This is a genomic window from Mesorhizobium sp. B4-1-4 (genome assembly GCF_006439395.2).
Taxonomy (GTDB): Bacteria; Pseudomonadota; Alphaproteobacteria; order Rhizobiales; family Rhizobiaceae; genus Mesorhizobium.
The window spans coordinates 6,086,862-6,113,056 of the sequence record NZ_CP083950.1 but is presented as its reverse complement, the minus strand read 5'-3'; the positions used below and the strand labels follow the sequence as shown (position 1 = coordinate 6,113,056).

The 26,195-nt window shown below is 58.6% G+C and carries 22 protein-coding genes; 9 read left to right on the top strand and 13 right to left on the bottom strand.

The features are described 5' to 3' along the window. Positions 1–91 precede the first annotated feature (91 nt). Positions 92–862, bottom strand: coding sequence for a hypothetical protein (locus tag FJW03_RS29230; RefSeq protein ID WP_140766196.1), 771 nt, complete (start codon positions 860–862; stop codon positions 92–94). A gap of 498 nt (positions 863–1,360) precedes the next feature. Here FJW03_RS29230 and FJW03_RS29225 point away from each other — a divergent pair, with 498 nt between their 5' ends. Continuing rightward, entirely contained in the window at positions 1,361–1,570 is a 210-nt protein-coding gene (locus FJW03_RS29225) for a cold-shock protein (RefSeq protein WP_140766197.1), read from the top strand. Positions 1,571–1,963: 393 nt separating this feature from the next. Here the strand turns inward: FJW03_RS29225 and panC are convergent, their stop codons facing one another. Both panC and panB read right to left on the bottom strand, forming a co-directional pair. Next, positions 1,964–2,863, bottom strand: a complete 900-nt coding sequence (gene panC / locus FJW03_RS29215; RefSeq protein ID WP_140766198.1) for a pantoate--beta-alanine ligase — start codon at positions 2,861–2,863, stop codon at positions 1,964–1,966. After that, positions 2,860–3,705, bottom strand: a complete 846-nt coding sequence (gene panB, locus FJW03_RS29210; RefSeq protein WP_140766199.1) for a 3-methyl-2-oxobutanoate hydroxymethyltransferase — start codon at positions 3,703–3,705, stop codon at positions 2,860–2,862. Before panB ends, panC begins: the two co-directional genes overlap by 4 nt. A gap of 360 nt (positions 3,706–4,065) precedes the next feature. Here panB and FJW03_RS29205 point away from each other — a divergent pair, with 360 nt between their 5' ends. Continuing rightward, positions 4,066–5,523: an NAD-dependent succinate-semialdehyde dehydrogenase gene (locus FJW03_RS29205; RefSeq protein WP_413466519.1), complete on the top strand. Its 1,458-nt coding sequence runs from the start codon at positions 4,066–4,068 to the stop codon at positions 5,521–5,523. Between the two features lie 436 nt (positions 5,524–5,959). Here the strand turns inward: FJW03_RS29205 and FJW03_RS29200 are convergent, their stop codons facing one another. The 8 genes from FJW03_RS29200 to FJW03_RS29165 form a co-directional block, all read right to left on the bottom strand. Continuing rightward, a complete protein-coding gene (locus FJW03_RS29200) occupies positions 5,960–6,928 on the bottom strand; it encodes a dipeptidase (protein WP_181173312.1) in 969 nt (322 codons plus the stop codon). Further along, positions 6,915–7,970 carry an ABC transporter ATP-binding protein gene (locus FJW03_RS29195; RefSeq protein ID WP_140766202.1) on the bottom strand — a complete coding sequence of 352 codons (1,056 nt, stop codon included), beginning with the start codon at positions 7,968–7,970 and terminating at the stop codon, positions 6,915–6,917. Before FJW03_RS29195 ends, FJW03_RS29200 begins: the two co-directional genes overlap by 14 nt. Positions 7,971–7,975: 5 nt before the next feature. Beyond that, positions 7,976–9,004: an ABC transporter ATP-binding protein gene (locus FJW03_RS29190; protein ID WP_140766203.1), complete on the bottom strand. Its 1,029-nt coding sequence runs from the start codon at positions 9,002–9,004 to the stop codon at positions 7,976–7,978. After that, a complete protein-coding gene (locus tag FJW03_RS29185; RefSeq protein ID WP_140766204.1) occupies positions 9,004–9,966 on the bottom strand; it encodes an ABC transporter permease in 963 nt (320 codons plus the stop codon). The genes FJW03_RS29190 and FJW03_RS29185 overlap by 1 nt, the downstream gene beginning before the upstream one ends. Further along, the gene (locus tag FJW03_RS29180) at positions 9,963–10,901 is read right to left on the bottom strand and encodes an ABC transporter permease (protein WP_140766205.1); all 939 of its coding nucleotides are present in this window, start codon (positions 10,899–10,901) and stop codon (positions 9,963–9,965) included. The genes FJW03_RS29185 and FJW03_RS29180 overlap by 4 nt, the downstream gene beginning before the upstream one ends. A 24-nt stretch (positions 10,902–10,925) precedes the next feature. Beyond that, complete coding sequence (locus FJW03_RS29175; RefSeq protein ID WP_140766206.1) at positions 10,926–12,518, bottom strand: peptide ABC transporter substrate-binding protein; 1,593 nt, start codon at positions 12,516–12,518, stop codon at positions 10,926–10,928. Between the two features lie 153 nt (positions 12,519–12,671). Then, positions 12,672–13,559: a LysR family transcriptional regulator gene (locus FJW03_RS29170; protein ID WP_140766207.1), complete on the bottom strand. Its 888-nt coding sequence runs from the start codon at positions 13,557–13,559 to the stop codon at positions 12,672–12,674. Positions 13,560–13,891: 332 nt separating this feature from the next. Beyond that, positions 13,892–16,777, bottom strand: a complete 2,886-nt coding sequence (locus tag FJW03_RS29165) for a peptidoglycan-binding domain-containing protein (protein ID WP_140766208.1) — start codon at positions 16,775–16,777, stop codon at positions 13,892–13,894. 315 nt (positions 16,778–17,092) lie between these two features. Here FJW03_RS29165 and FJW03_RS29160 point away from each other — a divergent pair, with 315 nt between their 5' ends. Beyond that, complete coding sequence (locus tag FJW03_RS29160; protein ID WP_140766209.1) at positions 17,093–17,599, top strand: MucR family transcriptional regulator; 507 nt, start codon at positions 17,093–17,095, stop codon at positions 17,597–17,599. A 242-nt stretch (positions 17,600–17,841) separates the two neighbouring features. Here FJW03_RS29160 and phnF read toward each other — a convergent pair whose 3' ends face one another. Then, entirely contained in the window at positions 17,842–18,576 is a 735-nt protein-coding gene (gene phnF, locus FJW03_RS29155) for a phosphonate metabolism transcriptional regulator PhnF (RefSeq protein ID WP_140766210.1), read from the bottom strand. Positions 18,577–18,789: 213 nt separating this feature from the next. Next, entirely contained in the window at positions 18,790–18,951 is a 162-nt protein-coding gene (locus FJW03_RS29150) for a hypothetical protein (RefSeq protein ID WP_181173313.1), read from the bottom strand. Between the two features lie 206 nt (positions 18,952–19,157). Between FJW03_RS29150 and FJW03_RS29145 the strand changes: the two genes are divergently transcribed. From FJW03_RS29145 to FJW03_RS29120, 6 genes are all read left to right on the top strand, one after another. Beyond that, on the top strand, positions 19,158–20,324 hold the full coding sequence (locus FJW03_RS29145; RefSeq protein WP_140766211.1) for a PLP-dependent aminotransferase family protein: 1,167 nt from the start codon (positions 19,158–19,160) through the stop codon (positions 20,322–20,324). A 74-nt stretch (positions 20,325–20,398) separates the two neighbouring features. Beyond that, a complete protein-coding gene (locus FJW03_RS29140) occupies positions 20,399–21,649 on the top strand; it encodes an extracellular solute-binding protein (protein ID WP_140766212.1) in 1,251 nt (416 codons plus the stop codon). 132 nt (positions 21,650–21,781) lie between these two features. Continuing rightward, on the top strand, positions 21,782–22,873 hold the full coding sequence (locus FJW03_RS29135) for a hypothetical protein (protein WP_140766213.1): 1,092 nt from the start codon (positions 21,782–21,784) through the stop codon (positions 22,871–22,873). A gap of 15 nt (positions 22,874–22,888) precedes the next feature. Then, entirely contained in the window at positions 22,889–23,896 is a 1,008-nt protein-coding gene (locus FJW03_RS29130; protein WP_140766214.1) for a succinylglutamate desuccinylase/aspartoacylase family protein, read from the top strand. Positions 23,897–24,281: 385 nt separating this feature from the next. After that, entirely contained in the window at positions 24,282–25,040 is a 759-nt protein-coding gene (locus tag FJW03_RS29125; RefSeq protein WP_140766215.1) for a hypothetical protein, read from the top strand. Continuing rightward, positions 25,037–25,666 (top strand): RES family NAD+ phosphorylase, encoded by a 630-nt coding sequence (locus FJW03_RS29120; protein WP_181173314.1) that lies wholly within the window; start codon positions 25,037–25,039, stop codon positions 25,664–25,666. The genes FJW03_RS29125 and FJW03_RS29120 overlap by 4 nt, the downstream gene beginning before the upstream one ends. The last annotated feature ends 529 nt before the right edge of the window (positions 25,667–26,195 follow it).

Below are 26,195 nucleotides of genomic sequence, written 5' to 3'. Positions count from 1 at the left end.
CCTCGAAATCCCGCGCTGCGAGCATGAAGCGCTGGTCAGGTGGGCATTCAGCTGGCTCAACGAAGCGGCGCTCGGCGCCTCGGCCAATTTCTCAAATCGTCAGGAGCTTGCCGTGGCCGCCGATCGGATGCCTGTACCCTGCCAGCCTGAGCGCATCCCACAGCATGGCCTGATGAGCCGTGATAACGGGCTTTCCGAGACGCACCTCAAGTTGGCCAATGATGCCGGCGGTCCGCAGACCAGTGCATGGAATAAACAGAGCCTCGGCCTGGGTGGTATCTATCAAGCAGGCAGCCTCGAATATACTTTCCGGAGAGATGTTCGCGATCTCGTAGTCGTTCTCGATGTGGAATGATCCGCAATTGGACACAACGATACCCGAGTTATTGAGGCACTCGATCATCAGCGCGTTGACATCGTCAGGGTACGGGGTGAGCATTGAAACCCGTCCGACGCCAAGTTTGCCAAACGCTCGAAAAGCTCCGGTCATTGGAGAGGTCAATTGTGACCCCGGCACTGTGCTGTGCAATTCTTCTTCGAGCTTGGCCTGCGAAATGATGGCCGAACCTGACGTGCATCCATATGCGAAGACTCTAACGGCCCCCGGAGGGTCGAACAATTCTCCGGCATCGGCAATTTCGGTAGCGTGGGCGCGAAGATTTTCGACGGTTACCGGGTTGTGATTCTTGATCCTTGTGGCCGAGAAGCTGACGCTGTCGTCAGGAAGCATTCGGCGCAATTCCAACTCGGTTAGCGTGTCGGTTGAGAGCGTGATTAGGCCGATTATGACCTGCTTCTGCATCGCCTCGTCAAAGGACGGCTCTACATGGGTGACTGAGATGCCTGTATGAATGTGCGTCATAACCAACGTGTTCCCCGCGATCCTGTTGGACCAATCGTGCTGAGTGATAAGCGCTCCTATCAGGAAGTCTCCCGGTCTCCTTTGTCCGGATGGCCAGGTAGCAAATTGCATTGCCAGCCTGGACACGCACCTGATCAATCAAACGCTGAATTTTCAAATACATTTTCTGTCAGCGTCTATCTGGTTTCAAGATGGAGAACCCGGACAAAACGCTGGGGTGTCAGTATCAACAGTTCGATGCTTTCCGACGCTGAGCAATTGAAATCCGGTATTGGGACTCTGGCGCCGTGCTGTCTGTAAAACTCAGGCAACATCATTAGGTTCGGGCGAAGAAAGCCGCTTCGTGGTGCGCCGAACGAAAAGTCATTCACCGACGCCGCTTCGCGTTCGATATGAAGGCAGTGAGGAGAACAATCGTTATTGACCTGCTCAGAGCGATGGCTAGATTGCAGCCTCGCCGGTCAAGATTGACCGGCTTGCCAAGAAAGGAATAGTGGCGTGGCTACAGGCACTGTGAAATGGTTTAACGCAACAAAGGGCTTTGGGTTCATCCAGCCCGACGCTGGCGGAGCGGACGTTTTCGTACATATTTCTGCCGTTGAGCGTGCCGGGTTGAGGAGCCTCGCCGATGGCCAAAAGGTCAGCTACGAGATCGAGCAGGACAGGCGCACGGGAAAATCGTCTGCTGGCGATCTAAGGGCGATCTAAGTTGCTCAATGGCTAGCACTCATTTTGGAGCCGGCCTTTTGCAAAATCGACCTCCGCGCCGATAGGTGGCAGCCCGGCGCGTGAGCCCAATTTTTCGCGGAGAGATCTCTTATAGCGATCCGTCGTTGCCGCCGAGTGCCAAAGAAGCACCCTGTGCCCGAGGTGATGTCGGATCGTCTCTGGGGGTGACGCGCCAGACCGATTTCCCCGTCGCGTGCTGTCCAGCGCCATCGTCACCTCACTTGGCCAGGGCGCGTCACTGAAAGCAAGCGTGCAAAGCGCCGAGCAATACGTCTTCGACGCCCTATCCGATCGACTTGATGGAGGCCTCCAGTCTCGCCATTTCAATCTGCTGGTTTCTCTCTGTTGAGGAACTCGCGTGTGTTCCCTTGATCAGAGCGCAGGTTCAGGCTCGGCTTGCTTCAGAACTTGACCGAATGGTTGCGGCGATCCCACCTCGACATTGTCAATCAGGCGCGTCTGGCCGAGCCAGGCGGCAACGAGCAGCCGCGCTGGCCGGTCCAATGTTGCGATCGAGGCAAGGTCATCGTCGGCACGCAATTCGAGATACTCGACCTGCGAGAACTCGGCAGCAAGGATCGCCTGTCGAGCCTCCCGCAAGATCCGCTCGACTGGGTCTCCTGAAGTCAGCCGCCGGGCAGTTTTGAACAGGATTTCGGGCAGCTTCGGTGCCGCCCGACGCTGCGCCGAAGTCAGTCGCATGTTGCGTGACGACATCGCCAGGCCGTCGCTCTCGCGAACCGTCGGGCTGCCGATAATTTCGATCGGGATATCGAGATCACGGACAAGCTGGCGCACCACATGGAGCTGTTGAAAGTCTTTCTCGCCGAAAAACGCCAGGTCCGCGCCGGTCTGGAAAAAGAGCTTCGTCACCACGGTCGCAACGCCGTCAAAGTGACCGGGCCGGAACGCGCCGCACAGACCGTTGCTCGGGCCGCTGACCGAAACCTTGGTAGCAAAGCCTTGCGGATACATGTCGGCTGCATCGGGAGCGTAAAGGATATGAGCGCCGACCGACGCGAGCTTGGCGGCGTCATCGTGCTCCGTGCGTGGATAGGCGGCTAGGTCCTGGGCATTGTTGAACTGCTTGGGATTGACAAAGAGCGTCACGATCACCCGATCGGCCTTCGCTAACGCGGCACTCACAAGGCTCAAATGTCCCTCATGCAGGGCCCCCATGGTTGGTACAACGGCGATCTTCAGGCCCTCCCGGCGCCACGCGGCAACGATGCTGCGCAACTCGGCGACGATCCGGACTATTGCGACGCTCATGCGGCCTCACCCCCACTGACATTGCGCGGCTCATCGCCGAAGACATGCGCGCTCGCGGGAAAGCGACGCTCGCGCACCTCATCTGCGTATGTCGCGATCGCTGCCTCGGCTGCCTCGCCGAGCTCTGCGTAACGTTTGACGAATCTCGGCCGGAAGGTGCCAAACAAGCCTAGCATGTCATCGACAACCAGGATCTGCCCATCACAGGCTGCCGAAGCGCCAATCCCGATCGTGGGGATTGAGGCTTCCTTGGTGATCCGCCGAGCAAGCGCCTCCGGTATTTTTTCGAGCACAACCGCGAAGGCGCCCGCCTCGGCCACCGCGATGGCATCGCGCAGAATGCGCTCGGCATCTTCGCCTCGCCCCTGCACAGGGTAGCCGCCGAAGGCATTGACAGCCTGCGGAGTCAGGCCGACATGGCCCATCACCGGCACACCGCGTGCGGTCAGAAATCGGATTGTCTGCGCGATGCTTTCGCCGCCTTCGAGCTTGACCGCCGCACAACCGGTTTCAGTCATCACACGGGCCGCGCTCCGGAAGGCTTGCTCGGGACCTTCCTCGTAGGAGCCGAAAGGCATGTCCACGATCATCAGCGCCCGCTCGAGCCCACGCCGCACCGCCTTGCCGTGGAGGATCATCATCTCAAGGGTTACGCCGAGCGTCGAAGGCAAGCCGTGCAACACCATGCCAACACTGTCGCCAACCAGCGCCACATCGCAATGATCATCGATCAGCTTGGCGATTGGTGTCGTATAGGCCGTCAGGCATACAAGCGGCGACTTTCCCTTGCGCGCCGCAATGTCGGGCGGGGTCAATGCCCTGTTTCCTCCGGTTGCGCTCATCCGTTCTCATTCCCCAGCGTCAACTGGACAGAACGTTTGCCACATTTTTGTGCAGATGCGAAGAAGAAATTTGCGGCGCACAACAGTTCGCCAGCTAGGCTTGCACCCTGGCGGTTTTCTACGCTGCTGATTGCTGAACTGGGAATGGGCGCCAACGATTAGCTGCTCGACACCGACGGCCGATCAGGACGCTTAGGAGAGACGATCTGATGTAAATTCCGGTACTTCCTTCCGTTGAGGAGGTCCAACCGCCATCCGTACGAGGTCCTATGCGACGGCCGAACGTGAGGATACGTATCGACCCGCCAACGGACACATCCATTGCGTTGAGGAGATTCCTTATTGCCCATCTGCCAGCCGATGATCCGTCACCTGAAGTTTCCCGCCCTGTTCGCTGGGATCGACCGCATGCCGGCATTGGGCACGCCGGTTAGCAGGCGGACGTTCGAAGTCTCCAATCCATCGACCGGGGAATTGCTGGCCGAACTCCCCGACATGGGTGTCGAAGAGACGCGCGCTGCCATCGACAAGGCCTTTGATGCACAGCCCGGGTGGGCAGCGCTGACGGCCCGGGAGCGCAGCGATATACTCTGGCGCTGGCACCAACTGATCGTGGATCATACCGACGACCTCGCTGCCATTCTCACCGCGGAGATGGGCAAGCCACTCGCTGAAGCGAAGTCGGAGGTAACCCATGCGGCTGCGTATCTGCAATGGTACGCCGAAGAAGCCAATCGCATCTATGGCGAAACGATCTCGGCGCCATCGACAGACCGTCGCATGCTGGTCATCAAGCAACCGATCGGCGTCGTTGGTACGATCACGCCCTGGAATTTTCCCGCCTCGATGGTCGCGCGCAAGATTTCGCCGGCTCTTGCTGCCGGCTGCACCATCGTGCTGAAACCCGCCGAGCAGACGCCACTCGTGGCGGGCGCGATGTTCGCCCTGGCGCATCTGGCTGGCTTTCCCGAAGGCGTGGTCAACCTCATCTACGCTTCCGAAGGCGATGCTGTCGGCCGCGAACTCTGCACCAACGCCAAGATCCGCAAGATCAGCTTTACGGGCTCAACCGAGGTTGGCCGGCTGCTGATGCGTCAATGCTCAGAACAGATCAAGAAAGTCAGCCTTGAGCTCGGCGGCAATGCGCCTTTCATTGTCTTCGACGATGCCGATATCGATGCTGCCGTTGACGGCGCGATCCAGGCGAAATTCCGCAATGCCGGCCAGACTTGCGTTTCAGCAAATCGCCTTTACGTCCAATCCGGCGTCCACGATGAGTTCGTCGAAAAGCTCGCCGAAAAGGTTCGCCAGCTTTCAGTCGGCGACGGCTTCGATCCTGGGGTATCCATCGGGCCGTTGATCGACAAGCGCGCTCTGGCAAAGATCGAATCCCATATCGCCGATGCCGTTGCAAAAGGCGGCGTCATTCGATGCGGGGGCGATCGCGTCGGTATGAAAGGCACGCTTTTCCAACCGACTGTCCTCACCGAGGTTTCTCGCGAGATGACTGTGGCGCAAGAGGAGACTTTTGGACCGCTGGCACCTATCATTCGCTTCGAAGACGCGGATCAGATTGTCCGTGAGGCCAACGACACAATCTACGGGCTCGCCGCCTACTTCTATGCCTCTAACCTGAAGCGCGTGTGGCGCGTGGCCGAAGCTTTGGAATATGGCATGGTGGGCATCAACACAGGACGAATGTCGTCGGAAGCTGCTCCTTTTGGGGGGATCAAGCAGTCCGGTATCGGGCGTGAGGGGTCCCGTCATGGGCTCGAGGACTACCTCGAAATGAAATATCTTTGCATGGGCGGGATTTGAGCGATACTGGGGCGCGTCGGCCAATCTCAAGTCAGAGCCGAGCGACCGTTTGCTTTGGCGAATGGACGCTCGTTAAACCGATCATTCGAGGTCGTCTTTGGGACGGTTCCGGAATGTCCGATTCGGCAAGCGCAAGTGGTGAAGCTGCTGTTGCCACCGGTTGACCGCTGCCGGCGACCATGCTGCGCGCGCAAGTCGCGCCTATTCCAATCGTTACAGGCACCCCGATACAGCGGAGCAGCGCTTGCAGTTCGGCCTGACACCTGCCGCCCGCAGAACGCCAAAGAGGATCCTGGCGCAAGGCGGTGTCGACGCCATGCTCCAGGACCTCGGCCGTGAGACCAGGGGTCTCCCACCGGCTGAAGTACGGAATCTGCCTCATCGCACCGCAGATGTGTCTCGATGACTTCGAAAAGGCTCGCCAGCCAATCAGACGTCAATGACCCCAAATCTCTTCAAAGACCCGCAGGAAGTTTTCCCCCAGGACACCCCGAATCTCAGTTTCACCAAAGCCTCGCGCCCTCAGCGAAGATTCCAGATTGCCGGCCTCGGCGTGACTCGCAATGCGCGTGGGAAAGGTCCACGGCGGCATTGGTATATAGCGCTCGTCGTAGCCGTAGTAGATGTAGTCTTCTTCGTTCTCTTCAGCAAAGTCGAAGCCTAACCCGACATGCTGTGGCCCCACGAGGTCAGCAATATAGGCAGCATGGTCGATCAGCATGTCGAGCGTCGCAGGCCCGTCTCTGGTCAGGAAAAATGGCGCTGCGCAGACACCAACCACCCCACCCGTGGCTGCGACAGCGCGGATCAGATCGTCTCCGACATTGCGCGGCGTCTCCATAAGCGCCCGCGCATTTGCATGCGATATGATCAGCGGACGAGAGGCCACCTCGGTTGCCTCCAGGGCGGTACGCGGTCCTGCGTGGGCGAGATCCACCGCCATCGAAAGCGCTTCCATGCGGGGAATAACCTTACGGCCGAATTTGCTCAGACCTCCGTCGGTGATCTCGAAACAGCCATCGCCGACCCGATTACGCGCATTGTAGGTCAGCTGCATCACTCGAAGCCCGCAGGCATGAAAAACGTTGATGAAGTCGAGCTCGTCCTCGATCGCGTCAGATCCTTGGAAGTGCAAAACTATCGCTATCTTGCCGCACGCCTTCGCTGCCCGGATGTCAGCGACTGATCTGGCGATCTTGATTTTGCGAGCGCCGCAGCGCTCGATCTCAAGCCATTTGGCCACATCTTCCATCGTGGTGCGAAAATCCTCGATCGCTCCTGCTGTCGCGAGTACGGCATCAAGGCCGCCGGCAATCATATCGGGCAGACGCTTGTCGACATCTCGCGGGTTGATCATCGGCGCCGCAGCATCGAGCAGTATCGGCGAGAAATCATTCAGCGTCATCGCGGGTTCTTTCTTTGGTGAGGTCTTCAATTCCGTCAGCCGCCTTGCCGCCCGCGGCGAGCCAGCAGCGGCTCGCATGTCGGGGGGCGACGGCAAATTTGGGCGGGACAGCATTTGCGCACGGATCGACCCGCGCCCGGCACCGGGGATGAAATGCGCAACCGCTTGGTTTGCGGGCAAGGTCGGGCGGTCGACCCTCGATCGTTTCCAGCCCGTTTTCCAGACGTCTGTCTACGCGGGGCACGGCCTTCAGAAGCGCTGCCGTGTAGGGATGGCTGGGATTTCCGAAAACTTCGCGCGTCGGTCCTTCCTCGACGATACGCCCGGCATACATGACGAGCACTCGGGAGCAGAACTGGGACACCAACGCGATGTTGTGGGAGATGAAGATTATCGCCGTTCCATTGTCGCGATTCATGGCCGCCAGAAGACCGATGATCTGCGCCTGCACGGTGACGTCGAGCGCGGTCGTGGGCTCGTCGGCGATGACAAGCTCTGGGTGATTGGCGGTGCCGATGGCAATTCCGACGCGCTGGCGCATTCCGCCGGAATATTGATGCGGGTAGCTTCGCGCACGGGCGGCCGCTTCAGGAATGCGGACCGCATGCAGCATGTCGACCGCTTGTCTTCCCGCTTCACGGCGCGTCACTTTGTTGTGCGCCTCGATCGCCTCGCCGATCTGCCGGCCCACGGTCATAACCGGGTTCAGCGAGGCCGACGGATCCTGAAAGATCATGCCGATCTGCCCACCGCGGACCTTGCGCATCTCCCGCTCGGGCAGCGTCAGCAGATCGCGACCAGCGAACAGAATCTTGCCGTTTACGATCCTACCGGGATGTCTCACGAGCCGTATGAGCGAAAGTGCGAGCATCGTTTTTCCGCAGCCGCTTTCGCCAACGATGCCGACAACCTCACCACGATCGATACCGAATGACACCCCATCGACGGCCTCCACGACACCGCGCGCGCTTGGAATGTGGACACTTAGGTCCGTGACATCGAGCAGTCTGCCCGAGTTTTGGGGGCGTACGAGCATCACCATCGTTCCTAGAAGGCTTCTGCCGCGACTGGGAGCGGCGCTGCGGCATGAGATGCGGTATCGTCTGCGAAATGGCACGCTGCCTGGTGGGTGTCTGTCGCGACCAGGCGGGGTTCATGGCTCGTACAGATCGCGGGATTGCCGAGTTTGCTGCGCAGCCAGCATCGTGGATGGAAGCGACAGCCGTCAGGCATGTTGAGCGGCGAAGGAGGATCGCCCGACGTCAACAGGGGCTCCATAGCGGAGTGCTCCGGACCCTCGAGCGTGGGGACGGCGGACAAAAGTGCCATGGTATAGGGATGACGCGGTGCAGCAAACAGCCGCTCCGCATCAGCAAGTTCCACGACGGTGCCGAGATACATGACGGCAATTCGGGTCGCCATTTGCCGCACGACCGCCAAATCGTGCGAAATGAAGATGTAGGTGAGGCCGAACCGGCGCTGCAATTCGAGCAGCAGGTTCACGATCTGCGCCTGGATAGACACATCAAGCGCGCTTAGTGGCTCGTCGCAGATAATCAACTTGGGCGAGGCGGCCAATGCGCGAGCGATACCGATGCGCTGACGTTGGCCGCCGCTGAAGGCGCGCGGCAGACGCATGCCGGCTTCTGCGCCCAAACCGACCAGATCGAGAAGCTCCGCTGCGCGTTGTTTGCGCAAGGCAGTGCTCACACCGGCGATCAGTAGGGGCTCCGTTACGATCGCCTCAACGCACTGGCGAGGATCAAGGCTGGCATTGGGATCTTGGAAAATCATCTGCATGCTTCGGCGGGCATTCCGCAATGCTTTGGACTTCAGCCGTTCGAGCCGCACACCCATGAATTCAACCGAGCCGGAACTCGGCCGCTGCAACATCGCGATTGTGCGGCCGAGAGTGGTCTTGCCGCAGCCGCTCTCGCCGACGATGGCCAGTGTCTCGCCGGACGTAACGTCGAGGTCAATGCCGTCCACGGCGCGGACGTTTCTGCCTCTGCCAAAGAGTTTGGTTCCGATGGAGAACGAGACACGCAGGTCGTGGATTTTGAGAAGGGTTGCCATCAGACACTCCCATGGCCGCGGAGAGCGGGATCGAACCTGTCGCGCAAAGCGTCGCCGCCAACATTCATGGCGAGCAGCGTGGATCCGATGGCCAATGCCGGCATCAACAGCAGATGAGGATAGGCCTGGATCGACTTCACGCCTGTCGCGATCATAGTGCCCCAACTCGGCGTCGGTGGGTCGACGCCGACACCAAGGAAGCTCAGACCTGCCTCCAAAAGAATTGCATTTGGCACGACGAAGCTCGCCGACACCAGAATCACGGGCAGACAGTTTGGCAGGATATGCGTCCGGATGATCCGCCAGTGGCTTGCTCCGGACAGCCGGGCAGACAGCACGTATTCACTATGCTTCAGACCCATGACTTGCGAGCGTACCAGGCGCGCCGTCGTAAGCCAGGAAGTAAGACTGAGCGTCAGGAGAACCCCAAGCAATCCACCTGACAGCCGATAGAGGGCGGCCAGCGGTTCCAGCACGCCGGTTACCTGGCCACTGAGTTGCCCCTTCACCAGCGAGGCGATCAGGATAGCAAAGAGCATGTCGGGAAAGGCGTACATGCTGTCAACGAATCGCATGACCAACGTGTCGGTTCGGCCGCCCGCATAGGCTGAAATCGTTCCGACCATTACTCCAAGGGAGACGGCGATCAGCGTTGAGACGACCGCGACAACCAATGACACCCGAGCGCCGACAGCCAGCCGCGAAACCATGTCGCGGCCAAGCTCGTCCGTGCCCTGCCAGTGAGCCAAGGACGGCAAAGCATTGCGATGCAGCACGTCTTGCTTGTAGGCATCATGGGGCAAGAGTGGCGCGGCCAAGGCCAAAAGGGCAACAAGCGCCAGGAATGTCAGACCAAGCGCCAAAGCGGGGCTTTGCCGGCACTCGCCCGCTAATGATTGCCATAGAAGCACGCGCGTCGACCGCGGCCGCTGTGCATCAGAAGAGTCCGCCACAATTGTCATCCTGCTTGATCCACACGCACCCGCGGATCGAGCAAGAAATAGCTCACGTCCACGATAAGGTTGAAGACGATGACGAAGACCGCGTAGACGAGAGTCGTGCCGATGATCACTGGATAGTCTCGCGCCGACACTGCGAGGACAAAGTAGCGCCCGAAACCTGGGATGCCGGCGATCGATTCCACGAAAAACGATCCGACCAGCACGTAGGAGGCATAAGCTCCAACGACTGTCACGATCGGGATCAGCGCGTTACGCCCCATGTGACGGACGATCACGTGAATGGGTCTAATGCCTTTGGCGCGCGCTGTCTGGACGAAGTCCATGTGCATAACTTCGCGCATACTGGTGCGAAAATAGCGGATGATTGCGGCCATTGGAGCCAGCGCTAGCGAAAGCACAGGGATAATGGCCGAAGCGCTGAAGATGCCTTTGAAACCGAAAGTCGGTAGCCAGCCCAGCCCCACGCTGAAGGTGACGATCAGGACCGACGTGACGACGTAAGTCGGCATCGATGTTCCTAGCGTACTTAACATCCGGATCGCCATATCGATGTATCTGTGCGTCGTCAGCGCAGCGAGAGTGCCAAGGGGCAATCCTATGATGATCGCAAGCAGCAATGCAGCGGCGCCGAGCTTTAGCGAGACTGGCAGGAACGTCGTGATTATATCGGCGACTGATCGCGACTGATCGCGGTAGGACGGGCCAAAATCGCCTTGGAGCGCGCCGGAGAGATAGTCCACATACTGAACGTAGAGCGGCTGATCGAGCTGGAACTTTGCGTCAAGCGCCTCCTTGACCGACGGCTCCATCGGCCTGTTGGAGCCCACGTCCCAAGGCGACCCCGGGGTCACGTGCGCGATGAGAAATACCATCGTATAGACGAGAAGCAGCGTTGGCACCGCCGCCAATATACGCTTTGCAATATAGGCCAGCATTTATCCACCCCACTCCGCACGGTTCTAATCGATGTTGGCTTCACCAATATGGTATAAATCCAGAACGCCCTCGTGCTGGAGGTTCTTGACGTTTGGCATGATCAGCCACAGGTCGGTCGGATTGTAGAGAGGGATCATAGGTGCCGCGTCTTCCAGGATTTTGTTGGCGGCGTGGAATATCTCGACCCGCTTGGTTGGATCGGTCTCGACATTTCCTTTCGCGACCAGATCGGCGAATTCGGGCGATGTGAAATGGTTGTTGCGATAGTCGCCGACGATGAGCTCCCCGAACCAATTCGCCGGATCGGAATAGTCCGAGTACCACTGGTTGATCATGACGTCATAGGGTTCGGTTTTTCGTGACTTGACCCAGGAGCGGTAAGCGTTCTCCTCAAGGACATTGATCGTGGCGGTCACCCCGAGATTGTCCTGCCACATCTGCTGAAGGAGTTGGGCGATCAGCGGCTGGCCACGATTGGCCGAAGCAGTGATGGTGAATTGAGGGAAGCCCTTGCCGTCCGGGAACCCGGCCTCGGCAAGCAGCTTCTTCGCGTCATCCACTGATCCTTTCAACGCATCCGCGGCGTTACTGCCGGCGATCGAGGCAGGCAGGAGTGTGGCGGTTGGATTGGCGGTATCGTCGCTGACCGCAGCAACGATCGCCTTGCGGTCGACGGCCAAACTTAGTGCTTGCCGAACTCTCTTGTCATTCCAGGGGGCGCGGGTGAGGTCGTACTGTGCCCAGATGGTGCCTGGGATGGCGTACGGCACCAATTGCTTGGAAAGCTCAGCGTCGGCCTTAACGCGCGGTATGTCTTGGGAAGGAATGCAAGAAGCAAAGTCGATTTCGCTGGTTTCGAATGCTCGCAACTGCGCCGTGCACAGATCGTCCGAAGCGACCGTTATCTCGATCTTTTCGATCTGCGGCTTCTGACCTGCGTAGTATGGATTGGCTTCCATCGTGATCGACTGATCGTTGATGCGGCTCACCAGCTTATATGGGCCGTTGGAGAGCATGTTCTCAGGCGCAATCCACTTGTCGCCCGCCTTCTCAACAACAGCTTTCGGGACCGGGGTCAGATACGGTAACGCAAGCTTGGCGCGAAAATAGGGGGCCACAACTGCTGTCGTGACTTGGAAAGTAAATTCGCCAGTCGCCTTGATGCCGACGGCGTCGGGATCAGCGATTTTACCTTTATTGTAGGCTTCAGCATTTTCGACATCGCTGAGGAAGGGAGCGACTTCGCTAGCCATCTTGGGATCGAGAATACGCTTCCAGGAGTAAACCCAATCCTGAGCGGTGACTACGTCGCCATTCGACCATTTGTAGGCGGGATTGAGAGTAATGGTCCAAGTCCTGCCATCACGGCCAAGTTCGATGCTCTTGGCTTGACGAAGCACCAGATTTCCCTTGTCGTCTAAGCGTGCCAATGGCTCGAAGAGTTGCGCATTGACGAAAATGGAGAAGTCAGTCGCCAGATTGGGATCCATGAAGCGCGGCTCGCCGGACATCATGCGGAATGTTTTTGTATTTCCCGCGTGGGCGACACCCACCGCCAAGCCGAGCCCAAGCACAAAGGCACTGGCCGAAACTCTGAATGCACGTGGCAATATCATCGAAATCTCCCATTTCACTCGAAGCTGCTTCCGGTGTTCTCGGCACCGGTTAGATCGACGTTAGTGGAAGAATAAGGAAGTTTCTAATACCGATTGTTCGATGATTGATGCCGCCAAGGCCTCAATCCGGCGAAGCAGGCGGATCTTGTGCATTCACGACAATGTCTCGCGTGCGACAGCAATGAAGTTCTGAAGTGCTTTAGATTTAAGATCGGGATGCCATGCAGCGACGCTGGCGACTGGTGGAGGTTCTTGGCGAAACGGCCGTACGACCACATCTTCCCGAACCTTGAGCCAAGCCGCGTCCACATATATCGAAATCCCCATGCCGGCGGCCACCAGATTGACGATGCCGTCGGAATTCGCCGCTTCCTGAACGACGCGCGGGCGAAAACCGCCCGACATGCAGAAGGCATCGACCACGTCTATAAATGTGTCCCACGACCCGGTCGCTCCGAGCACGAACGGTTCGGCGGCCAAGGCGGTAAGATCGATGGTCCTCGATCCAGCAAGCGCGTGGCCGCTCGGCAAAAGACAGATCAGCCGCTCCCGGCGCAACACTTCATATTGCAGACCTGCGAGCAGATGCTCGCCAGACAGGAAGCCAATATCCAAACGACGCTTGCGCAGAGCATCGGCCATATCGGGCGAACTCATCGAACGAAGCTCGATTTCGACGCCTGGGTGGCGCGAGCGAAAGTCGCGGATTATCTTTGGCAAGGAGTCATTTATGGCGAAATCGTTGAAGCCGACTGACAAATTGCCGAGATCGCCTTCTTCAACCCGACGCGCGACGCGAATGGCAGCTGTGACATGTTCTAGCAAGTCGCTCACCTCGGGGAGGAAAGCCCGCCCGGCAGCTGTCAATGTCACAGAGCGTGTCGTGCGTTCGAAAAGCTGAACCTCCAGCAGTTGCTCGAGATCCCGGATTGTTCGGCTGAGCGCCGGTTGGGCGATATGAAGTCGCTCTGAGGCGCGCCGGAAATTTCCTTCTGTCGCGACTGCAATAAAGGCCCGAAGATGACGCAGTTCAACTGACACTTTTCTTTCCCGGCGACCGATGCGTGCGGAAACGCGTACTGCGCCAGCCAATTGCTCCCGCGTAGGCTCACGATGTCGATCGCGCGTTGCTGGGTGCAGCGTTGTATCGGCAGGTTGGGGGAAACGCTACCCACAACGAGCAAGTTTGGCAAATGGCTGCTCCCGATGCAGATAGCTGAGCAATCTATGGCTGCCTTGACGGCATAGCAGCTTTATCGCGAGTTGATGACAGCAGGCTCGTACTCGCGACTATCTGCGCCGTGGAAATTTGGATGCAAGCCGCGAGCTATATATAGCGCACCACGAATTTCCAAGGACAGGCCACCCAGAGTTTAATCGGCGAGCCAAAGACTTTTGAGTTCGTGGCCGAGTGCCCAGTGAGCAGACATGTCGTTGTCGCACTTTGACTCATATGGATCGCGTAGCATCTGGAATTCATTGTCGACGACGGCGCCAAACAAGAAGCACTCATCTTTGTATTGCCCACGTTCCGCACTTGCCATTTTCACCGTTGTCCTAACGATGATTCCGTCCAACTTTCGCGCTTTCCAAGTGACGGTGCCGTAGTCCTGGACCTCCGAGTTCAGGTTCGTGGCTTTCCAGTCCTCGCGCGAGAGACCTTCATTCCACTTGGCGAACTCGGGGAACAGGCTTTCCACGTTGATCCCAGATGACGTGTTAGCCTTATCTGCCGTGCCCAAAACGGTTCGCTTTAGTCCGTCCGAGAAGATATTCAGAAGGGCGGTCGCGGCTGGCCCGTTCTTCTGACGCAGATCTGCCTGGCGGGCTGTCTTCGAGTTCCTCTCGTCCTCATCGCGCTGAGCCGCAATTTTCTTCTCCTCGTCGGCGGCCACACGCTTGGCCTCCGCTGCTTTGATCTCATCCTGCTTGACGGCATCCAATTTGGCAGCCGCGCTGGCGGCGTCACCCTTGTCGAACCACACCGGAGCGAAAGCGAACTGTACGCCATCGCGTGCCAGCGCTTCTGACGCAGCCTTCAGGTTGGTGGCCGACGCGTAGAGCACTCGGCATTGCTCGTGCCGCACGTCCTCGTAAGCCTTGTCAATGGAAGGATACGACACGTTTCTTCCCGATACGGCGGCGAAATCGGCTATCTTGTTGATGGTCGTCACATGAACTTCAGCATCATCGCCAACGACGCTGCAGATCTGGTTCGATGTGTTCGCCAACAGGATGCCGCCATATCCCTCGCGCGTTCCAGATGAGATCTCTTGAGCGATCTTCAACGTCAAAGCCTGGTCGGAATCCATGCGGGCCTTGATGTCTTCGAAGCTGATAGGATCGAATACGCGGATGGTTTTGGCCTGCATAGCCTCGAGATAGGCTGCCTGGAGCGTTGGCGCGGCCTCAAGAAACGTCTTCCGCTGGACGAAGAAGAGATCGGCACGGTCGAGGTCGCCGGCCCCGCATTCCGAACTGATATCTATGGCCTTGCCTCCCAGAGGGGCGATGGCCCTGAGCAGCGCACTGTCCAAGGCAGGTGTCCGGTCCAGCCCAAGTAGACAGAACCATGCCTGATTCTTCGTCAGCGAGAACTGGCCAGATATTGTGCGGAGAATTGACGGCGCCCGGGGGCCAGCGTTGTAGAGAACGATCACGTCGTCCAATGCACCCCGAAGGAGTGCCTTGTTCAATTCGGTGACCGCATAAGGCGCGCTGGCGCTCTCCTGGCTGGTGCTGCCTCCAGCCTGACTGTCGGCAGCCTTGCTGGCGGCCAGTTCGTCGGCCAAGGCCTGCCGGGCAATCATCGCTCGCACGCCCTCTTTGGCCTCCGTCAACGAGTCCAGGTCATTCGTATCGGAAATTCCGTCGAGCGATTTCACCTCCTGAACAACCTCAGGAAGTTTGGCCGACGTCAGATGGCTGCTCATCCAGCGTTTGAGCGCCAGTCTATCGGCTTGCAACTCGGCAAAGATCTCAACCTTCTTTTTTTCGACCTCCTGCTCCCGCTCCTTGGTCCTCGATGCTGAAAAATCGGCGTAGCCAGGCACGGCCATGAGCAGGTTGGTCAGCCTGAGCGCCGAACTGTTCAGGGCATCGGTGGAATCGGCCTGGACCTGAGCGTTCAGCGCAGCGGCCTGGCCTGCGATTTCGACGAGGTTCGGGGTCTGAGGGTTCAACTTCAAGAACGTCCCGGCATCCGAGAGCAGCATTGCCGCAGCAACTCTCGCAGTCTTCAGGTTTCGGGCCTCCGATTTGTCATAAGAAGCCTTGTCAGCGAAGCCCTTCTGCTTCGCTGCTCGGAATTCGCTGGGATCGGAGAACCCTGACGCGCGATAAGAGACAAATTCCGTTTTGGTTTGAATGCCCAGCTCGACCGCTACCTGATATTCCTTGGCTGTGGTGAAACCGCCCGATTGCGCACGTTGATATTCGTCGCGGCTGCGAAAGCCGCCGGTCGCGGCGGCCTCGTAGTCGCGTTGCGTCGTGAAGCCCATCTGTTTCGCCTCGGCGAAGGCTCTTGCTGACGTGAACCCGCCGGAGGTTGCATCGTTGAAGCTCTGGGCATCTGCGTAGCCGAGAGCTTGGGCAGCGTTTCGTTCCTGGTCGTTTCGGAAGCCGTCGCCGGCGTTACGTTCGATCTCGGCGAGGGTGTAGTCCGTGAGGAGATCGCCAGGCGGCAGGTCGAAACGCGCGAGATAGGATCTGAAGGATTTCACCGTCGTTGGACCAATCAGGCCATCGACGGGGCCGGCATAGAGGCCAAGCCTGGTCATCGCCGCCTGCAGTCTCTGGACAGCTCTCAGATAATTGGGTTGGGTGGCGAAGTCGAACGAGGCTCCCCTGTCATAGGACATCCAGACCAATCCATCCAAGCCCTCCCCGCGGGAGAGAAACGAGTCCTGAGGGATGATGTGTAGTGCTTTAAGCGCCGCTAAGTTCGCTTTCGCCTTGTCCCGAAAAAGGGTTCCAGCGACGACAGCAAACACGCCGTTTCGACTATGAGCGACGAGAGTCGGTCCCAGGGTTGGGGCGTAGGATTGTGCAAGAGCGATTGCCTCTCCTTCTGTCGGCCTGCTCGAGACAACGAGCCAAAGTGCATTGGGCTGCGGCGGCGTTAAAGCCGTCGACCGCGCCATTTGCTGGCCGTTTTGGATGATTTGGATAAACTCGGAAAGCGACGATGCCGGGCTCACAGCCGGCAAACAAACAGCTGCCAACAACGCAGCAACGCCCACACTGCACATGCGATGCATGGTAATCCCCTACGCAACCCCAGCAGCCATATTCACGAATCCTATGGCCTAAGCAAGCAGGCGCGATTGCTTAGAGTGTTTATGCTTACCGACCAGCACTCATGCAGCAAGTGGCTGCTTCAGAGTATCCCATTCCGGGCCAGAAGCGGTCGCTTCACGCCCTGTCGGGCTGGCACGGCAAGCTGGTCTCTAGGGCGAAGGTGAGATGCGAAGCGGGCGTTTGGTCCTTCGGCATCGCGGTCCATTGCAAAAACCCTCTCGACAATATAGCTGCACAAACTGCACGAATGGGACGTAATGGAAAAGGAAAGAAACATGACCCCATCCAATGAACAGCACGACAAGGCCGACCTAGTCTCACTCGCCGCTGACATAGTTTCTGCATATGTGTCAAACAACCCGGTGCCCGTTCCAGAATTGCCAAAGCTGATCGGCGATATCCATGCTGCCCTGCAACGGACTGGCACGCCAGTGGCGGAACTTGTGGCCAAGCAAGAGCCTGCGGTTTCGATCAAAAAATCGGTCACGCCGGACTACATCATCTGCCTTGAGGACGGCAAGAAGTTCAAGTCCTTGAAGCGTCATCTCAATGTCCACTATAACCTCCGCCCGGATGAGTATCGGCAGAAGTGGAATCTACCTGCCGATTATCCAATGGTAGCGCCGAACTACGCTGCTGCCCGCTCTGCCTTGGCGAAAGCAGCTGGATTGGGACGGAAGCCGGCGGAGCCAGCCGTGGAAGCGAAACCGAAACGGGCGCCACGTGCGTCGTTGGCAGCCGCCAGGGCGTCGGTTGCTAAATCGCCAGTTAAGAAGAAATAGGAGAAACGCGAAACGGCGGGGTTGAAACGAGTACGACGCCGTCCGATCTGGTGACCGGGGTCTTTCTTTGGCCACGTCCACTCTGCCGGGCGTAGCGCCAAGCGATCCCAGGTCGCCTAGTCCTGCTTACCGCTGGGGCCCACCCAATTCACTTGATGCTCTTGGCACGGTTCTCCGCCTCCGAAGGTCCCATACGCCTCGCCCTTGAAAGAGATTTCTAATCCGGTCCTATCGGCTCCTGATCAGAACCCGATTTTCAGTTCGACGCGACTGCTTGCGAAGCTCGTTTCCGCGTAGGTCAAGGGAACCTCCCCGGGGCCAACGCCGACAACGAGGGTGGTCAGAACATATTCGACCACAGGAATATTGAGGTAGCGGGCCTCGTCGTTGGAAGGCATGCGAGAGCGGATGCGAACGTCCTTTCGGCGGTATTCACTGACGCCGCATTGCTCAAAGAGCGATAGGAACGAGAACTGCTGACTTGCTTTGCCCTTCAGGGCGCCAAACAGGCCTTCGATCCCCGGGAGGCGAGAGCTTGCGATATAGTGATTGCCGTAGTTGAGAGGCGCACCGCTGCCCTGTCCAAGGATGGTGACCAAAAGCACTTGCTGGCCTTTCGGTAGCTGAAGTGCATCTGCGACTTCGCCAGGAGCGTAACATTCCACCGCTGACAGGACCGTGCGCGACGGCACGAGGTTGTGCCCGATAAGGTTCTGCTCGAACAGCTGGTGAGGTCCGACGTTGTATTGAAGCGGATTGACCACGGCATAAGCGCCGCGGCCTCGTTCGATCCGCACCTTGCCTTCCGCCTGAAGATGCCCAATCGCCTTGAGCACGGTATGTCGATTGACGCCGAAGCGTGCCCCTAGCACTTCACTGGACGGCAATCGCTGATCGGCGAGCAGATCTCCGCGTTCAATCTCTTTTGCCAGTGTCTCGCCGATCTGGCGCCACAGCGCCATTCCCGTCCCCGCCATCCAAGTCTCCTTCGCGACCAACGCAGTTCTCTGTCACATCCCGTTCATAGTTGACTGGTACCAACGCCACGATTGTGTATAGCAGTCTAGAACGAATGGCGAAAGATGTTTTTCATGCGCGAGGTAGAATTCTCTCACGTTTCCAATAGCTTTGGCTCCACGCAAAGACGCGAAGACCTGTCGCTAAACGAGTTCGTCACCCCCTCTGGGCCGTCAAGATGCGGCCAAACCGCTCTGCTGAAGAGCCCCGACGGCCTTGAAGCCGCCGATGACGGAAACGTTCTGACCGGCGGCGAGCAGGCGGACAGCACGCTGTCGAAGGCGCGCGATGGCGCCATGGTACGGAGCCGCGGTTGCGATGGTCTTGCCGGTCATTGTTCTTGCCCCGGCGCTGATGCAGTCGCGGGTCTTCGGCAAACGCTTGCATTACGCACGACCAAGTTCCTGTCGTTGGTCGGTGCTGGGGCGCTTCATGCGATCCTACTCGCGACCAACGGCGACACGCGTCGTTGCGCCTCTGCAGTTGCCTTTCAGGCCGCCCGGCGATGGCTCATCGAGGGTCTCACTCACGGGGTAGTTAGATGAACTTCGCTGCCCATCCAACATCGCAATCCGGAACAGCATTGATGCCCGAACAAGCAGCCCAGAAGGCACACACTACCATTGTTGCCGATTTTACGCGCTCGATACCTCCAATGCCTCCCATTTTCCGGGCGAGACTGTGCTCCAGCTTATCGGATCTGGCCAGTGATCCGAACCTTGACATGCATGTGCGAACGTCTGTTTCGGGCGGCCGGCAATTTGATCGCGAGGCCGGGCTCAAATGGTTGGCCCCAAGGCTTGGCGACAAGGTCTTGGCCGACAGGATGACCATTACGAATGGCACGCAAAGTGCCATGCTGCTCCTACTGGAGGCGCTCGTCGGCCAAAATGGCCTGTTGCTCACCGAAGCCCTCTCGTGGGGAGCGGTTCGAGAAGTTGCCAGGCGCGCGCATGTCAAGATAAGGGGGCTTCCGATCGACGATGACGGCATCATCCCTGATGCGTTCGAGACCGCGTGCCGCGATCTTCGTCCGAAGGCTCTTTATTGCAATCCCACCGATCAAAATCCGACCACGGCGGTCATGCCCGAGATGCGTCGCCGCCAGATCGCCGCGATCGCTCGGCATTATGGCCTAGCAATTATCGAGGACGATGCGCTGGGACGGCACCATCCAGACGCACCGGCGCCCATCGCTTCGATAGCCCCGGACATCACTTGGTATGTGATGGGTCTCACCAAGTGCATCGCACAAGGTTTGCGCCTCGCCTACATCGTCGGCCCTTCGTTAGCGGACACACAACAGGTCATGGGACCTGCCAGCAGGCTCTCCTTCTGGGCGCCCAATCCACTCACGACTGCCATCGCGACACGCTGGATCATCGACGGCACCGCCGAGGAGATCTGCACGGCAATCCGCCACGAAAGTTCGAAACGGGAAGAGCTCGCCTCCTCGGTCTTGTCGGAAGCGGACCTCGTGTCCAAGCCAGGCGCGATGCACGTGTGGCTGCGCCTTTCTCCAGCCAAGGACCGCCATCAGCTCACGGCGTCACTCAAGCATAAGGGCGTGGCGGTTCGCCCGGCGGAGCTGTTTGCGGTGGATGACACGCCCGTGCCGAACGCAGTGCGACTGTCTCTGAGCTCGCCGCTCGAACGGAGTCAAGTCGAGCACGGGCTGCAAATCATCGCCACCGCCCTGCAGATCTAACTCTCTCAAGCGCCGGCAGTAAGCCGGCGCATAAGCAACAGGCTGTCACATGCAGCCACTACTGGAGAAATGAAATGCCTCTCAAGTCGTTTGGAACGACGCTCATCGCCTGCGCCGTGCTCGTCATGCCAGCTCACGCGGAAGACATCACACTGAAAGTGGACGCGACGCCGTCTATCTTCCCGGAAATGTTTAACCAACTGAAGTCAACCTTCGAGGCAGAACACCCGACAATTCACATCGACCTCGATACGTCGCAGCGGGACCAGAGCGACATGATCCAGCGCACCATGCGCCAGGCGGTCATCGGCGCCCTGCCGGACGTCTCGTTTCAAGGCTTCAATTATCTGAAGCTGTTGGCGGACGCGGGCCATATCCAGCCGGTTGATCAACTCATTGCCGCCGACAAGCAATGGACTGGACAGCGCTACTCTGCGTCCGTCACGAGCGCCACCACGATCCACGGCAAGGTGTACGGCCTCAGCATCGCCTATTCCTTCCCGATCATTTTCTACAACGCGAATCTGGTGGCGGAGGTCCAGCACGGAAACAAGGACCTGCCCGCCGATTGGAACGGGATCTTGGCCGTCGCCGACAAGATCCAAAAATCCCATCCGGATGTGCTCGGCGCCTATACGCGCTACAACTCCTTCATGTCGCAGGGCCACATCATGAGCCGCGGTGGCTCGCTTGGAAATGTGGAAGGTACGGCTGTGACCCTCACCGACCCAAGAGACATGGAAGCTTTCAAGCTGTATCGCCGCTTCGGCGAACTCGGCCAAGCAAAGATTGATATGACCGACGCTCAGGTTCGCCAGGCTTTTGCCAGCGGCAACGTCGGCATATTGGCCGATTCGAGCAGTAGTCTAGAGAGTTTTGCAAAACAGGTGGCGGGCAAATTCGAAATCGGCACCACGCACCTGCCATTTGCCGCCAACGCAAAGCTACCGACTGCGGGTATAGCTGTTGTGCTGCATACCAAAGACCCTGCGCGACGGCAGGCTGCCTGGCAGTTCATGAGCTTCGTGGCCGGGCCCGAGGCTCAGAACATCGTAGGCCGAAAGACGGGTTATGTGCCCGCCAACGAAGTGGCGGTTGACCGCGCCGACTTGCTGGGCGACTACTACAAGGCCAATCCCGCCATCAAGGGAACGCTGGCTTCAATCCCATACGCTGGCGCATGGTATGTCTTCAATGGTCCCAATGCCGGGCGCATCGACAAGCTCTTTGCTGACCGTCTGCAGCAAGTCGTGACGCTGAAGCAATCGCCCGATGACGCAGCCCGGGCGCTCAGCGAGGAAATTAATGGCCTAATAGAGAAATAAGGCTGGGAACCCGGTGACCGAACGCTCCTTTTCGGTCGCCGCTGAACTTCCGCTGCCGGGCTGGCACCTTCCGAAGGGCTTGTCCTCAGTACGGACAGAACGCGAAGCGCAAAAGTTGACGTCATGGAACCCATGAAACCCGGTTCGCTGCTTTTGCGCGGCGAGCGGATTCTCGAAGCTGCGGGATACCCGGCGTTGACCTATTTTCGTCGGGGATCGCCTGACAAGCCGCTGGTGGTGTTTCTGCCGGGGGGCGGACATCTCGCCCGCATTGCTTACGGCCATCCCGACCTTTGCCGCGACGATTTTCTCGACCACTGGCTGGCGCTGGAGGGCTTTAGCCTTCTTGCGATTTCCTATCCGTCCGATCATCCGGTTTACGATCGTCTTTATCCGGCTATGAACCTGACTGAATGGGGGCGCGTCGCGGCGGGAGTAACCAGAAATGTGATCGATGATAACGGCTTGGGCAGAGATGTCGTTGTCCTGGGTTGGAGCATGGCGGGATATGCCGCGCCTCCCTTTAACATGGCCGCTAATTATATCGGCCTGAATATTGAGGCCTTTGTGTCGCTCGCCGCGACGCCACCATTGTTTCTCAACAGCGATACAGATCCGAAAATCTGGCTCAATCAAGCAGGACTAAGGGAGATGCGTTATCCCAAGCCAGGCTGTGAAGGCGAAAGCACTGATTGGTGGGATGTAGCGATCGAGGAGCAGGCTCGGCTCAACGGACGGCCTGTCTTTGATCCAGAACGCTACTTCGAAATGTTTCGCTGCAATCACCCGCTCAATCTTAACGGATCCCGGCTGCGCTGGCGTGACGGTTCGGTGATTGCCGATATCGCCGCGGCGATCGACGATACGGGTAGCTTCGACTACGGCAATTACCCGCTTACAGCCTGTCTGGTTCCTCAATCGACCAGCGATTTGCGCCATGCGGCCTCGGATGCTGCCAGCTGGGGTTTTCTGAATTCCCAGAAAATCTTCCGTACCTGGTTGCAGCCTTTAGCCGCACGTTCGCCGGAACAGATGGCCGATGCTTGGAGCGAGCTATCATCTGTTCTGATAAAGCAGGTTCATGAACTGACTGCCACGATTCCCGGCGGACACCTGTTTTTTACCGGCGCGCTGGGTGCCCAATCAACCGCCTCGGCAATCCCCCCTCTTCTAATCAAGATACGCAAGCTTCGCGCCCGTTTGGATGCGATTGGCCAGCGTTGAAACTGGAGTCAAAAGATGATTATCGATTTCGACCTGCACCAGGAAGGGAAGCACTCCGGCTACATCCGTGTGCCCCATTCAACTGACGAATCTGCCTATGGATCGATCCTCATTCCGGTCATTTCGATCCGCAATGGCGAGGGACCGCGCGTCCTGTGCCTTGGCGCGGTCCACGGCGATGAGTTTGAAGGTCAAATCGCCTGGACCAAGCTTGCTCAACGGTTTGAGGTTGAGGACGTAAGGGGCCATGTCCTGATCATTCCCGCGCTCAACGTGCCAGCAGCACTTGTCGGATCGCGGGTATCTCCTGTTGACCAGGTCAACCTCAATCGCTGCTTCCCGGGGAACCCGCGAGGGACATTGACCGAGCGCATCGCTCATATCGTGGAGAGCGACCTTCTCCCCCTGTTCGAGTTGGTCATCGACATCCACTCGGGCGGCAATTCACTGCTTTATCTTCCGGGCCCAACGATTACACTCGATCCAGATCCTGTCGCTCAATCGCAAATGGTCGAAATCTTGAAAGCGTTTGGAGCGAAAACTGCTTACGTGTTTGACGAGTCGGGTGGCGGCGACGCGGCATTGATCGGTGCGTGCCGTCGCATCGGTATCAGACGCCTCGGAAGCGAAATCGGCGGCGGCGGCATCACTTCCCGAGACAACATTGCCATGACGCAAGCTGGCATTCTCCGCGTCCTCGTCCACCTTGGTGCCATCTCATCCAGATGGATCGACGGGCTTCCCGAACCTCAGATGCCGGCATTGATCCGTCGTGCCAGTCCTCGCAGTACGCATTACGTCCACGCAGATGCCAGCGGTGTGTTCGAGCCTTTCGTCGAATTGGGGGAGGAGGTGCGCACTGACCAAAAATTAGGACAAATTCTCTTCCCCGAAACGCCTTGGCGGGATCCAGTCGCATGCATGAGCCGGGCGTCCGGCATTGTCATCTGCCGACGAGCCAAAGGCCGTACGACTCGTGGCGATGGCATCATTGTACTTGGTGAGAGGATACTGGCGGGCTAGTCCGAATTGTGCTTGCCCGACGGTCTCAACGTCTGACCCGCTGGGCAACGTATCGTATCGAAGGCCCCTCGTGGTAGGCAAACAGCACGGTCGGAAGTCCTCGTGTTCATCGCATTGCGCTTGACGGGCACGGCAAGCTCGATTTTGTCGCGCTTGCACTAGGTAAGCCATATGGTCTTCGACACATGGTGGACGCAGACCGCGCTGACGTTGCGAATTGGCTGATGCCTCAGGTTGCTTCACAGTTCCGCGACGAAAGCCCGCTGGAACGGGTCGAGGACAGCCAAGGTTCGCGCGCATGGCCACCGGTATCCCAGCTTGAAAATTGCTTTCACGTGATATAAGTAATGCCGGAAGATCATCACCGATCTCACTGGAGGCTGCAATGCCGAATGCGCCATCGAACAATTTCACCGAGACCGAAATCGAGCGGCTTATGGCGGACACGCTGGTGGAAAGGCTTCGCGCTATAGACAAGCCGGAAAAGAGCAGCGCGGCCAAGAAGGAAGGACCTCGAAGCCGTAAGTTTAGGATCGCGGAGTCCACGCGTCTTAGGGCGACCGTGAAGAAGGCTGTGAGGGATGTCTTCCAAGAAGTCGCGCCTTTTCGGACCTTGGATCCAGCCACCGCGCGGCTTCTCGAGCCGCTTAGTGCGGTAGTGGCCGAGAAACGAGTAGAACTGTCGGAGCGTAACATGGAGCTCTTGGTGGAGGCCATGCTTCCCGCCAATGACCCGATGTCGGAAGTTAGATCGAAGATCGAGGCCGACAATGCCCGGGCGCGTGTAGGGTTCGTGGAGAGTGTCCCGTGCCTGACGAGCGCGGACCTGGCTGGATTGGCAGGCCACAACGCTCGCAATAAGAGTGCAACGGGATCGAGATGGAAGGCCGAGAAGAAGGTATTCTCGGTGCAACTGCGTGGCCGCGAATTGTTTCCAGCCTTCCAGTTCAGGGACGGCAAGCCCGATCCCGCGGTCGCGCAGGTGCTACAGGCGTTGCCGCCAAAAATGAGCCAATGGCAAGTTGCCTTCTGGTTCGTCTCGTCGAACCCGTGGCTGGACGGAAAAGTTCCTTCGGAGAATCTCGAGCGGATGGCCTTGGTTGTCGAGGCTGCGCGTAAATTGGGGGAGGCAACGACAGATTGATCGTCGTTCCCTCCCCGCCTCTATCCCTAAGCTGCAATGTTCTGGTCCTTCCGGCCGGGACGGAGTTGCATCGCGTACATTCGCGGAACCGACGGGCGCGCGAGTTCAACCCAGGCTTTGGCTCTTCCAGATTCGCTCCCTTCACGAGCGCCGGCAAACAAGTTCCCACGATATACGCGGGAACTTCATTTGGGTGCGCCGCTTACGAGTCGGTGTTCCACGATATCGATCCGTCCGCCGCCTTCAAGACACTCCCAATGAGCAAGGTTGAGGAACTCGCCGGCTCACTTATCAGGGTCGACCGTGACCTGCGGCTCGCACGCCTATTCGAACCCGATCTCAACAAGTGGAGCATCACGCGTCAGTCGCTGATCGACACCCCGCCCTCGTCATACCCCTCCACCAGAGCTTGGGCACAAGCGATTCATGATGCCAATCCGACGCTCGATGGCATGATCTGGACATCACGGCGTTTCGACGAGGAGAAATGCCTAGTCCTGTTTGGAACGCGCGTCGACGAATCCTCGCTTGATGTTATCAGTTCCGAGGAGTTTGCCAGTTCGCCACCTCTGCTTGACCGCCTGGTCGAGCTTGGGCGGCTTTCCGGCATCGTGCTGACCCTGTAAATGGAGCCGATCGGACACCAGACCACCGGCGGGGATAGTAGAGCTGGGATTGGAAACGACCCACCTCGTCGCGAGTAAAGGCGAGTCTCGCACTGGCTGCGAAACGCCTGTGGCACCCCCCGGTACCGCCTCCCAACGGCTGATGGCTGCCGCTAAAAACCGAAGGCGAACGCCCTGCGAGGGGATGCGATCATCACCGCCGCGGAGAATGGCCATAGCGCCCGCCCCTCGGCTATTGCGGACGAAACGGTCACTTGACCAACCGGAGATATCTTGGACGCCTGAACTGTTGACAGAACGTGTCGAGGGCAAGCGCCGCGGCTTCGCCGCGCTTTGGCGGAGCCTGTGATTACGCAAACAACCCACGCCCGTGATCACCTCCAGGAATGACAAGATCGTGCGGCCGGTCTCCTCCCGATATCGAACGCATCCTGTCCTCGAGCTCGTCCTCAGCCACGACCCCTGTTTGGAACCACTGAAGCAGTGCCGCTGCTCTTTGTTGCCGAACACGCTCGGAGCAGTTTGTCGG